The 11,135-nt window shown below is 75.2% G+C and carries 10 protein-coding genes and 1 pseudogene; 9 read left to right on the top strand and 2 right to left on the bottom strand.

The features are described from left to right. Window positions 1–265 precede the first annotated feature (265 nt). Genes VR45_RS34445 through VR45_RS34435 form a run of 3 tightly spaced genes read left to right on the top strand, consistent with a single transcriptional unit; the run spans window position 266 to window position 2,027 of the window. A complete protein-coding gene (locus VR45_RS34445) occupies window positions 266–808 on the top strand; it encodes a hypothetical protein (RefSeq protein ID WP_045943842.1) in 543 nt (180 codons plus the stop codon). Continuing rightward, window positions 781–1,629 (top strand): MOSC N-terminal beta barrel domain-containing protein, encoded by an 849-nt coding sequence (locus tag VR45_RS34440; protein WP_234326450.1) that lies wholly within the window; start codon window positions 781–783, stop codon window positions 1,627–1,629. The genes VR45_RS34445 and VR45_RS34440 overlap by 28 nt, the downstream gene beginning before the upstream one ends. 47 nt (window positions 1,630–1,676) lie before the next feature. Then, the gene (locus tag VR45_RS34435) at window positions 1,677–2,027 is read left to right on the top strand and encodes a hypothetical protein (protein ID WP_045943840.1); all 351 of its coding nucleotides are present in this window, start codon (window positions 1,677–1,679) and stop codon (window positions 2,025–2,027) included. A gap of 4 nt (window positions 2,028–2,031) precedes the next feature. On the opposite strand, the gene cobC is transcribed toward VR45_RS34435, so the two are convergent. Then, window positions 2,032–3,546, bottom strand: a complete 1,515-nt coding sequence (gene cobC, locus VR45_RS34430) for an Rv2231c family pyridoxal phosphate-dependent protein CobC (RefSeq protein WP_078897157.1) — start codon at window positions 3,544–3,546, stop codon at window positions 2,032–2,034. A gap of 611 nt (window positions 3,547–4,157) precedes the next feature. On the opposite strand from cobC, the gene VR45_RS34425 reads away from it, so the two are divergent. The 6 genes and pseudogenes from VR45_RS34425 (at window position 4,158) to VR45_RS34400 (ending at window position 10,575) form a co-directional block, all read left to right on the top strand. After that, complete coding sequence (locus tag VR45_RS34425; protein ID WP_045943839.1) at window positions 4,158–5,069, top strand: alkaline phosphatase family protein; 912 nt, start codon at window positions 4,158–4,160, stop codon at window positions 5,067–5,069. A 5-nt stretch (window positions 5,070–5,074) separates the two neighbouring features. After that, window positions 5,075–6,578, top strand: a pseudogene (locus tag VR45_RS34420) (MFS transporter). Then, entirely contained in the window at window positions 6,575–7,612 is a 1,038-nt protein-coding gene (locus VR45_RS34415; protein ID WP_045943838.1) for a PD40 domain-containing protein, read from the top strand. The pseudogene VR45_RS34420 and the gene VR45_RS34415 overlap by 4 nt, the downstream one beginning before the upstream one ends. 537 nt (window positions 7,613–8,149) lie before the next feature. Continuing rightward, window positions 8,150–9,019 (top strand): Uma2 family endonuclease, encoded by an 870-nt coding sequence (locus tag VR45_RS34410; protein WP_353612746.1) that lies wholly within the window; start codon window positions 8,150–8,152, stop codon window positions 9,017–9,019. Window positions 9,020–9,067: 48 nt separating this feature from the next. Then, window positions 9,068–9,931, top strand: coding sequence for a hypothetical protein (locus tag VR45_RS47445; RefSeq protein WP_045943837.1), 864 nt, complete (start codon window positions 9,068–9,070; stop codon window positions 9,929–9,931). A 104-nt stretch (window positions 9,932–10,035) separates the two neighbouring features. Next, window positions 10,036–10,575 (top strand): hypothetical protein, encoded by a 540-nt coding sequence (locus VR45_RS34400; protein ID WP_234326449.1) that lies wholly within the window; start codon window positions 10,036–10,038, stop codon window positions 10,573–10,575. A gap of 27 nt (window positions 10,576–10,602) precedes the next feature. On the opposite strand, the gene VR45_RS34395 is transcribed toward VR45_RS34400, so the two are convergent. Further along, window positions 10,603–11,135: TOPRIM nucleotidyl transferase/hydrolase domain-containing protein (locus VR45_RS34395; protein WP_045943836.1), on the bottom strand; the 533-nt coding region annotated here is incomplete at its 5' end.

The raw sequence follows: 11,135 nt of genomic DNA, 5'->3' as shown, positions 1-11,135 counted from the left end.
TCGCTGTTCTCCGGCCCGCAAGCGGTGGCGGTCACGGCGAGGGCCGCGACGGCGACGGCGGTGAGAACGAGACGGCGCGGGCGCATGGCGGATCCCCCAGGGTTGTGACTGCCGGTGTCGCTCACCGGCGCAGGACGACCGTACGCCGGGGTCGTTCACGGTCCGGTGCGGGAAATATCCCGATTCTGTTCCGGACCGCCCCGCACCCTCCCTCCCGCCGCAGAAAAGATGGTCAAGAAGCGCGCGGCGCGGGACCATTCGCGTCATGACCACCCTCCCGCTGCTCCTCCTCGACGTCGACGGCCCGCTGAACCCGTTCGCCGCCCAACCGCCGGAACAGCCCGCCGGATACGGCACCCACCACGTCCGCCCGGAGTTCCTGCTGGCGCGCTTCCCCGGACGGCCGACCGGGGAGGTCGATCCGATCCGGCTCTGGATCAACCCCGACCACGGCCCCCGACTCCTCGACCTGCCCTTCGAGTTGGTCTGGGCAACAGCCTGGAAGGGCGAGGCCAACACCTGGATCGCCCCGCTCGTCGGGCTGCCCGAACTCCCGTTCATCGCCTGGCCGGAGATGTTCCACGAGGACCCGGACGGCCTGCACTGGAAGACCAGGGTCCTGGTCGACTGGGCGGCCGGGCGCCCCTTCGTCTGGGTGGACGACGAGCTGGGCCCGCAGGACACCGAGTGGATAGCCGCCAACCACCCGGGCCCGGCGGCGACGTTCCGGATCCACCCCGGGGTCGGCCTGCGGGCCGAGGACTTCGACACCCTGCGGGAGTGGGCGCGGACCGAGCTGGGGGGCTGAGCGCGATGCTGGTCGCCGCGGTGGAGCGGCTGTGCCGGTACCCGGTGAAGTCGATGCTCGGTGAGGACCTCCGCGAGGCGGAGGTGTCGGAGCGCGGCATCGCCGGCGACCGCGCGTGGGCGCTGCTGGACGCCGACACCGGACGGGTGGTGAGCGCCAAGCACCCGCGGCTGTGGGCGGGCGTCCTCGGGTTCACGGCGGTCACCGGGCCGGGTGGCCGGGTGGCCGTGCTCGGTCCGGACGGCGAGCTCGTCGACGAGGGCGGGCTCTCGGAGCGGCTGGGCCGCAAGGTCCGGCTGGTGGACGTGCCGCCGCCGGGCGCGAGCGTCGAACGGTCTGTCCCGGAGGAGGTGCTGGCGCGCGGCGTGCGCGCCGAAGTCGGCTTCACTGTGAACGAGTTGGGACGCGGCGCGCCGTCCGGCACCTTCTTCGACTTCGCGCCGCTCCACCTGCTCACCACGGCCGCCCTCGCCGCCGCCGACGCGCCCGACGCGGCGGCCGGGCGGTACCGCCCCAACCTGGTGCTGCGGACTCCCGGCGGTGTCGCCGGCTTCGTCGAGAACGGCTGGGTGGAGGGGGAGTTGGCGGTCGGCCCTGAGCTGCGCCTGCACGTCCTGGCCGCGACGCCGCGCTGCGCCGTCCCCACCCTCGCGCACGGGCCGGGACTGCCGCGCTCGGCGGCGGCGCTGCGGGTGCTCGCGGAGCGCAACCGGGTGGTGCCGCTGCCGGGCATGTCGGCGCTGCCCTGTCTGGGTGTGTACGCCCGGGTGCTGCGGCCCGGGCGGGTGCGGGTCGGGGACCGGGTCGGGCCGGTGTCCTGAGGGGTTTTCCCGCGGAAACGGAACCGGTTGCCGCTCAAGGAGGTCCCATGGGTACCAGAACCGAGTCCGGGGAGGCGACCGGGATGGGCGGCGGGCACCGGCAGTTCGAGGACACGGCGGGCAAGGGTACGGCGGGCAAGGGCGTGGACGGCGAGGAGGCGGACGGGAGCGCGGGCGGACGGGCGGCGCGGTGGGCGCGCTGGGCCGTGGTCGGGACGGCCGGGGCGACCCTGGCGGTGGTGCTCCTGACCTCGGGGGACGGCGGGTCGGGCGGGCGCTCGGCGCCGGTCACGGTGACGGTGACGACGCCCTCGGGCACGCCGACGCTCACCATCCCCGGTCCGGGCCCGCTGCCGTTCGGGACGTCCGCCGCCCTCGGCCGGCCCGCCGTTCCCTGACTCCCTAACCCAGGGCCTCGGCGAGCGCGGTGAGGAACGCGTCCGTGGTGCCCTCGTCCCGGACGGCGATGCGGAGCCAGTCCGGGCCGAGGCCGGGGAAGGTGTCGCCCCGGCGGACGGCGAAGCCGCGTTCGCGCAGCCGGTCGCGCATGGTGTCCGCGCCGGGCAGCTCGACCAGGACGAAGGACGCCGCCGGTTCGCCGTGCACCCGGACCTCGGGGAGGGCGGCCAGGCCCTTCAGCAGGTGGTCGCGCCGGAGTCCGAGCTCGTGGGCGGCCTGCTCGGCCTCGTCGAGTGCGGCCGGGGCCGAGCAGGCCTCGGCGGCGACCAGGGCCGGGGTGGAGACCGGCCAGAGCGGCTGGGCGGCGGCGAGTCCGGCGATCAGCGGGGCCGGGCCGAGCACGTAGCCGATCCGCAGCCCGGCCAGCCCCCAGGTCTTGGTGAGGCTGCGCAGCACCACCACCCGGCCCGGCAACTCCCGTGCCGCGGCCAGGGATTCGCTCTCCCCGGGCACGGTGTCCATGAACGCCTCGTCGATCACCAGGGTGCGGCCGGGCCGGGCCAGGGCGGCGACGGCGGCGGCCGGGTGGAGGACGGAGGTGGGGTTGGTGGGGTTGCCGAGCACGACCAGGTCGGACTCCTCCGGGACGGCGTCGGCGGTCAGCCGGAAGCCCTCGGCGGGGGAGAGCACGGCGCGGTGCACCGGGTGTCCGGCGTCCCGCAGGGCGGCCTCGGGTTCGGTGAACTGGGGGTGCACCACCGTGATGTGACGCGGCATCAGGACGCGTGCGAGCAGGACGAACGCCTCGGCGGCGCCGGAGGTGAGCAGCACCTCGTCCACCGGGCGGCCGTGCCGGGCGGCGACGGCGGCGCGGGCGGCGGTGCCGTCGGGGTACGCGGCGAGGTCGGCGAGGGTGGCGGCGAGGCGGGCGCGCAGCCAGGCCGGGGGCGTGCCGGTGCGGACGTTGACGGCGAGGTCGACCAGGTCGGCGCCGTCGGCGCGGACCTCGGCGTCCCCGTGGTGGCGCAGGTCCGGCTCGTGCGCCTCGGGTCCGGCGGGGGAGTGGGGGGTCACGGGTGCTCTCCTGCGTTCCGGTGGTGGGGGGGTGCGGGCGACGGCGGCCGTCGCGGACGCGGTCTTCCGTTTGGGGACGAGGAGTTCGCCGCCGCCGGTCGCCGCCAGCGCCGCCGCCTCGGCCACGCTGACCGTCCCGACCGCCTCGCCGACGGTGCCGGACGGGTTCGGCACCCGGACGGCGGCCAGCGCCCCGGCCGGGTACTCGATCACGGGGGCGCCGAGTGCCGCCGCGGCCGCCCGGACGGCGGGGTGGCCGCCCTTGCCGGTGAGGGTCGCGAGCGCGCGGACGGCGTCGGCGGGCAGTCCGGCTCCGGCGAGGGTCCGCCGGATCAGCTCCAGCAGTTCCGTCTCCGTGGCGGTCGCGCGTACGCCCACGCCGACGACGAGGCCGCCGTCGTGAACGAACCCGCCGCCGTCCGGCGGGCGCACTGCGCCGCGCACGTCACGAGCGCCCCGCGCATCCCGCGGAGTCCGCGCCCCCCGAGTGCTCCCAGCGCCCCGCGGCCCGCCGTCGCCCCGGTCCTCGGGGCGAGCGTCGGGGCGGCCGGGCCCGTCCCGGTCCGGATTCCTCACGCCGCACTCACCGTCCGCTCACGTCCCGCTCCTCCACGTCACCCGCCCGACACCTGCCCGAGGTCCGGACGCCGGTCGGCCCGGCCCTGCGGCCACCGAACGCCACCGGGGCGGCCGAAATCCGCCGGTCGCCGCTTGGGCGGAATGCCGCAGGTCAGGGCGATACCGGGCGTCGGGGGCCGCCGGAAATCCCACCACGCCCGCGACGGACGGGTCAATCGAGCCGATTGTGACGTTCCCCGGCCGCCGTCCGGCGGCGAAGCTCGGCCACCGATCCCTGTTCGCCAGTTCTTCACCTCTCCGCCGAGGCCCGCGCCACCGCACCGCTCCTACTGTTTGCGGCGCTCCGAAACCGCCGGTGCCCCGACCGGCGGTCCTCTCCCACCCGGCAGTACCCGGCGGCCGGGAAAGCCTGCCCTGCCCGCCGCCGATCCCGACGCACGGAGGACACCATGCCCGAAACTCCGGACACTGTTGACATGAGCGCCACTAACCCGAGCGCCGGGGGTGCCGCCCCGAGCCGCCCCCGCCGCCGCAAGCTCACCGCCTCGGCCGCCGGGCTCGGCCTCGTCGCCGGCTCGCTCGGCCTCTGGGCCGCCACCGGCACCACCGCGCAGGCCGCCGCCCTGCCGACGCCCGACCACGTGGTCGTCGTCGTCCTGGAGAACCACGCCTACACCCAGGTCATCGGCAGCTCCAGCGCGCCGTACATCAACAACACCCTCAAGGCCGGCGGCGCCACCCTCACCCAGTCCTTCGGGCTCACCCACCCCAGCGAGCCCAACTACTACCAGCTGTTCTCCGGCTCCAACCAGGGCCGCACCGACGACAGCTGCGTCTCCGTCGGCTCGATCAACAAGCCGAACCTCGCCTCCGAGCTGATCGCCGCCGGCCAGACCTGGGGCAGCTACAACGAGGGCCTGCCGAGCCAGGGCTCGACCGTCTGTTCCAGCGGCAAGTACGCGCAGAAGCACAACCCGTGGTTCGGCTTCTCCAACGTGCCGACCAACACCGCGTACACCATGACGCAGTTCCCGACGAACTTCGCGACCCTGCCGAAGGTCTCCTTCGTCGTCCCGGACCTGTGCAACGACATGCACGACTGCTCGGTCGGCACCGGTGACACCTGGATCAAGAACAAGCTCGGCGCCTACGCCACCTGGGCCAAGGCCAACAACAGCATCCTCGTCGTCACCTTCGACGAGGACAACCGCCTCGCCGGCAACCGCATCCCCACCGTCTTCTACGGCGCCCACGTCACCCCGGGCTCCACCACCGCCACCACCTACAACCACTACAACGTGCTGCGCACCCTGGAGGACCTCGCCGGCCTGACCAGCCACGCGGGCAACGCCGCCACCGCCGCCACCATCACCGGCATCTGGAACTGACGCCCGTGTACGTCGCGGACTCCCGCAGCTCCAAGGCCCCCGTCGCCCCGGCCGAGACCCGGCCGGGGCGGCGGGAGGCCGCCGACGGCACCGGCGACGGGCCCGGCACCGGCGACGGCCCCCGTACCGCCGACGGACGCCGCACCGCCGTCCGGGCGGCCGTCCCCGGCACCGTGGTGGCCCTGGGCGTGGTCAGCCTGGTCACCGACATCTCCTCCGAGATGGTCAGCGCCGTCCTGCCGCTCTACCTGCTCACCGGCCTCGGCCTGTCCCCGCTCGGCTTCGGCCTGCTCGACGGCATCCAGAACGGCTTCAGCGCCGTCGTCCGCCTGCTCGGCGGCCACCTCGCCGACCGCCGGGGACGCGACGGGGCCTCCCGGCACAAGGCCGTCGCCGCCGTCGGCTACGGACTGTCCGCGCTCTGCAAGCCGCTGCTGCTGCTCGTCCACACCGTGCCGCTGATCGGCGCCGTGGTCGCCGCCGACCGCACCGGCAAGGGCCTGCGCACCGCCCCGCGGGACGCGATGATCTCGCTCGCCACCGAACCGGCCCACCGCGGCCGGGCGTTCGGCGTCCACCGGGCGATGGACACGGCGGGCGCGCTGCTCGGACCGCTCACCGCCTTCCTCGTACTGCGGCTGGCCGGCGGCCCGCTGCTCGCCGACGGCGGCCAGCAGCAGGGCTACCACGCGGTGTTCGCGGTCAGCGGGTGCGTCGCGGTGCTCGGCGTCCTCGTCCTGCTGCTGTTCGTGCCGAACCGGCTCGACGCCGCCGGGACGTCCGAGGGCGCCGAACCGCCGTCCGACGCCCGCCCCCGGCTGCGGGACGGGCTCGCGCTGCTGCGCATCCCCGGCCTGCGGCGGCTCACCGTGTGCGCGGTGCTGCTCGGCCTCACCACCGTCAGCGACTCCTTCCTCTACCTGCTGGTGCAGCGCCGGCTCGGCCTCTCCGTCGAGTACTTCCCGCTGCTGCCGCTCGGCACCGCGGGCGCCTTCCTGCTGCTCGCCGTGCCGCTCGGCGCGCTCGCCGACCGGATCGGCCGCCGCCGGCTGTTCTTGGCCGGGCACGGCGTCCTGCTGCTCGCCTACGGTCTGCTGCTGTCGCCACTGGACGGCCCGGCCGTCGTGGTCTGCGTCCTGCTGCTGCACGGCTCCTTCTACGCCGCCACGGAAGGCCTCCTTCTACGCCGCCACGGACGGCGTGCTCGCCGCCGCCGCGGCCGACACCGTCCCCGCCGAGCGGCGCGGCGCCGGCCTCGCCCTGGTCGGCACCGGGCAGGCGCTGGCCCGGTTCGCCTGCTCGCTGGTGTTCGGCGCGCTGTGGAGCGCGGTCGGCGGCACCACCGCGCTGACCTGGTCGGCGCTGGCGCTGGCCGGCTGCGTCACCGGGGCGGCGTTCGTCCTGCGCGAGCCCGCCGCCGCCACTGCTGCCGCTGCTGCTCCCGGCGGGCCCGCTGCCCCTGGTGAGCCCGCCGCCCCCACGACCGACGACTCCGAGGTGCCCTCGTGACCACCGCCACCCTCCCGAACCGCACCCGGGTGCTGATCCTGCTGGTCGCCGTCGTCCTGCTCGGCGCGGTCGGCACCGGCGCCGTCCTGTGGGCCTCGGACCGCTCCGCCGAACGCGACCGCACCCAGGCCGGCGGCCCGGTCGTCACCCGGGGCGAGGTCACCCTCAAGGACCCGGCTGCCCGCCAGCTGGTCTTCCGCAACATGGCCTGGGGCCCGCACCGCGACGAGGTCGTCACCGTCCCCGCCGGGCACCCCGACGGCCCGCGCACCTCCTCCGGCGTCCAGTGCCTGCGCTTCTACGCCGCCGCCGGCACCGGCATCTGCCTGCGGGCCGACCGGGGCGCCCTCCAGGACACCTACCGGGCCGTCGTCCTCGACGACCACCTGCGCGAACTGCGCTCCTTCCCGGCCGCCGGCGTCCCCACCCGCTCCCGGGTCTCGCCCTCCGGCCACCTCGCCGCCTGGACCGTCTTCGTCAGCGGCGACTCCTACGCGGGCACCGACTTCTCCACCCGCACCTCGATCGTCGACGTCCGCGACTGGAACCTCCGGGAGAACCTGGAGGAGTTCGACGTGATCAAGGACGGCAAGCCGTACCGGGCCCCGGACGTCAACGTCTGGGGCGTGACCTTCGCCGACGACAGCACCTTCTACGCCACCGTCGCCACCGGCGGCCAGACCTACCTGGTCCGCGGCGACCTCGCCGCCCGCACCCTCACCACCCTGCACCAGAACGTCGAGTGCCCGTCCCTCTCCCCGGACGGCACCCGGATCGCCTACAAGAAGCGCGTCCCCGGCGCCTCCGCGGACGCCCCCTGGCGGCTGTACGTCCTCGACCTCGCCACCATGACCGAGACCGCCACCGCCGAGCAGCGCAGCATCGACGACCAGGCCGTCTGGTCCGACGACCGCACCCTGCTCTACGCCATGCCCGGCGACTTCGGCGCCGACCTGTGGACCGTCCCCGCCGACGGCAGCGGCGCGGCCGGGCGGCTGCTGGAGGCCGCCGTGGCCCCCGCCTACCTGGGCTGAGCGGAGGGCCGCACGAGGGCCGATCGGGGTGGTTGGTCCCACTCGGAACTCGGAGCGTAGGGTCCAGGACGAGCACTACGAGTGGCCGCGCCCCCGACCGGGCCGCCACGAGGACGGACCGGGGGGGAGCGGGAACAGTGAGGCAACGAGGGCCCGACGGCGGATCGCCGCCCGAGCGTGCGACCAGCGACTCCTGGCCGGCGCTGCACGGCCGGCCGGTGCTGCGCCGGACGGTCGCGATCGGTCTGGTGGTCTTCGTGTCGGTGCTGGCGGCCCTCGCCGTCCGGGGCGTCAACGCGCTCACCGTCGGCCGGGGCGCTATCGAGACCGACCGCGACCGCGCCGAACTGCTGGCCGGGCTCCACCCCTCCCAGCACCCGGGCGCGGGCCGCTACTACGTCCCGGTCGGCGCCGTCTACACGCGGGGGGCGGACGGCCTGCCCGTCGCCTACCTGCACTACCGGCTGGCGGGCGGGCGCGAGGTCGGCATCGGCGACTTCCTGCGCACCTACGACGCCCTCCGCCTCGCCCTCCGAGATGGCCGACGAGGCGCCCACCGAGGATCCGGCCCCCGACCCCGACCCGGCGGACACCACCCAGCCCGCCACCGAGGCCACCGACCCGGAACCCACGGACCACATCGCCCCGGCCGCCGACCCCGCCGCCGACCCCAGCCCCACCCCGACTCCGACCTCGACCCCGACCCCCGAGGACACCGAGGACCCCGCCCCCAGCACCGACCCCACCCGCAACCGGGCCCGCCGCATCTATGTCGCCCCCGACCCCGCCGGCCTCCCCGGCGCATCTATGTCCGCGCCACCGGCTGACCGGCCGGAACTGCGGCTCGACGCCTTCGAGGCCATCGCCGACACCGCCGCCCGCCACGACGTCGTACTGGAGCTCGTCGGCGGCGAGCTGGGGGTCAGGCCGGCGCCCGACGGCGACCGAGGCCAGATCCTCGCGTGGCTCCAGCGGGCCTGCGCACAGCAGCGGCCGGACCTCTGGCTCTTCGGCCGACAGGGCCTGCGCCTCGTCCCGTCACGCCAGGCCGGTGCCGCCTACCCGGCCGGTGCCGCCCGCCCGGACGGCACCCTCGCGCCCGCCGAGTACTTCGCGGGCCAGGGGGAGTGGGCCGACTCCCGGGGCGTGCTGCTGGTCGCGGAGATTACCTCCTTCGACCGGCGGGCCGACGAGCGGCACCGGGTCGAGAAGCCCCGCGCGTACGCCGAGAGCGGCATCCCGCTCCACCTGCTGGTCGACCGGGACAACGACACCGTCACCGTCCACAGCGAGCCGGTCAAGGGCCGCTACCGAGTGATCCGGAGCTACGACTACGGCGAGCGGGTCGAGCTGCCGCTCATCGGTGCGGTGCTGGACACCGAGGAGCTCAAGGACTACAGCCGCTGAACCAACCCGCCTTCCGGTGTTGTCGGTTGGCCGTGCTGTACTCCCGCCATGACGCTTGAGAACAGCACGCCGCCGCCCACCCGTTCCGCGGAGTGGGCGGCCACTCTGGCCCAGGGCTTCGGGGAGGTGCTCGGCCGGCCCCTGGCCGAGTACGAGGACGGGGACGCCCGCTACGGGGCCTACTACGGCGGCAACTTCCTCGACGAGGCCGAACTCGACCACGACCCGGTGTGGGTCGGCCGGGCCGCGCTCGCAGGGGAGGAGACGGTCGAGCCCGGCCATCTCCTGCTCACCCCGCCCGGTGACGCGGCCGGGACCGAGTTGGTGTTCGACGCCAGCCGGTCGCTGTTCTGGGTCGACCCGCGCGAACTGCCGGACACGCTGGCCGCGTTCGGCGCCGATCTCGCCGCCGCCGTCGCGGAGTCCGAGAGCGGCCAGTGGCGCGGTGCCCTGCTGGGCGCCGACCTGGGCCGGGCGGCCGGGCGCCATGGCGTCAACCTCGCCTCGGCCGACCTGCCGCCGGAGTTGTGGACACTCTGGCAGGCCCGGATCGCCTCCGGCGACACCCTGCTCGACGCCCTCTGCGCCGCCACCGGCCTGACCGCCGCCACGTCGTCGGAACTGGTCCCGGCCGGTCTCGGCGACAGCGCCGACCAAGTGGAGGAGGAGGCCCACGAGCTGGTGGCCGGTGTGGCCGACCCGGCCCTGCGGGACTATCTGGCGGCCTTCTGCGACGAGGAGTCCCACGACCTCGCCCTCGTCCGGTTCGCCCCGGCCGACGCGGACGACGACGATGACGACGAGGAGTTCGAGGACGACGACTACGACGAGTCGCAGGGCGGCACCGTCGTCGTCCGCTGGGACGGCGCGGTCGACCAGTACGAGGTCACCGTCCGCCGCCTGACCGCCTGACCGCCCGGCGGTCCGCCCCGGGCCCTCCCGCGCAGGAGGGCCCGGCTCCCGGGGGACAAACCCAGGGGATAAAGTCGCGGGGCGAACCGATCTGCGGTGCGCGCGTGGAACCGAAGGAGCAGACCGTGGGCGAGGCCGTCTCCCCCGAGACCGGTGCCGACACCGTGGACCCCCGCCGGGGCGCGGAGCTCGCGGCGCGCTGGTGGAAGTGGGCATTGTCGGCCCCGGCCGAGCGCAGCCCCGTCGGTGACACCACCGGCGAGTTCGCCAACTGGCGGCAGCCCTCGGACGTCTGGTTCCTGGCCGGCACCTACGGCGGCCGCGTGGTGCGCCGCTGCCCCATCCGCGCCGGGCAGCCGGTTTTCTTCCCGGTCTTCAACACCCAGCGCCTCGCCCTCGGCCTGTCCTCCGCGCCGTGGCGGGTCGAGACCTCCAAGGCCGAGGCGACGCTGAACGGAGTCCCGCTGCGGGTGCAGGAGTTCGCGTCCAGGCGCTTCCTGGCGATGGGCATCCCGCGCGTCGCCTGGGGCCAGTGGTGCGCCCTGGACCCGCTGGCGCCCGGGCAGTACGTGCTCTCCATCAAGGCGAAGGCCGGCGAGTTCTGGGTCGACACCACCTACCACCTGGACGCCGTCGAGTACTGACGGTCGCGTTCCGGTTGTCCCGTCGACTCAGACCGCGGCGAGCAGGTCGCGCAGCGGGGCCGGCTCCTGCCCGGGGGCCAGGGCCTGTACCAGCAGATGCCCGTAGCGGATCTTGCGGCCCTTCTTGGTGCCGAGGAAGCGCCGCAGCTGCCCCTCGGCCGGGCGGCCCTGGTGGGCGGGCTGGCGGACGAAGGTCTGCCAGGCCGGGAGGTCGCCCTCGTCCCGGACGATCTCCACGACCCGGGCCACGCCCAGCGCGCGGATCAACTCCTCCTCCAGGTCCGCCACACACACGAAGAACCCCTCGCGCGGCGCTCCCGCCCGGTCGAGCCCGCGTTCGTAGAAGCCCTGCTCGTTCGCGTCGCACAGCCCGGTGAGGCGCAGCCCCAGCCCCGGCGGCCCGAGCAGTTCGGCGTAGCGGGCGATGTTCATCGCCCCGCCCATGGAGACCACGCACACCCCGTCGCCGGCCAGGTCCCGGCGGTGCCGCGCGGCCAGCGTCCCGACGGCGGCGAGATCGCTCGGTCCCTCCACCAGGACCGCCGTCCGCGCCCCCACCC

Origin of the sequence: Streptomyces sp. NRRL S-495 (assembly GCF_000966955.1) — a bacterium.
GTDB classification, from domain to species: Bacteria; Actinomycetota; Actinomycetes; order Streptomycetales; family Streptomycetaceae; genus Kitasatospora; species Kitasatospora purpeofusca.
Note: the sequence above shows the minus strand (reverse complement) of the source record. Positions and strands in the feature narration are given on the sequence as shown.

What these genes read in the sequence shown, in the direction of transcription:
- VR45_RS34445 (WP_045943842.1), top strand. Translation starts at nt 266, where the DNA reads ATGACCACCCTCCCGCTGCTCCTCCTCGACGTCGACGGCCCGCTGAAC.
- VR45_RS34435 (WP_045943840.1), top strand. Translation starts at nt 1,677, where the DNA reads ATGGGTACCAGAACCGAGTCCGGGGAGGCGACCGGGATGGGCGGCGGG.
- VR45_RS34425 (WP_045943839.1), top strand. Translation starts at nt 4,158, where the DNA reads ATGAGCGCCACTAACCCGAGCGCCGGGGGTGCCGCCCCGAGCCGCCCC.
- VR45_RS34410 (WP_353612746.1), top strand. Translation starts at nt 8,150, where the DNA reads ATGGCCGACGAGGCGCCCACCGAGGATCCGGCCCCCGACCCCGACCCG.
- VR45_RS47445 (WP_045943837.1), top strand. Translation starts at nt 9,068, where the DNA reads ATGACGCTTGAGAACAGCACGCCGCCGCCCACCCGTTCCGCGGAGTGG.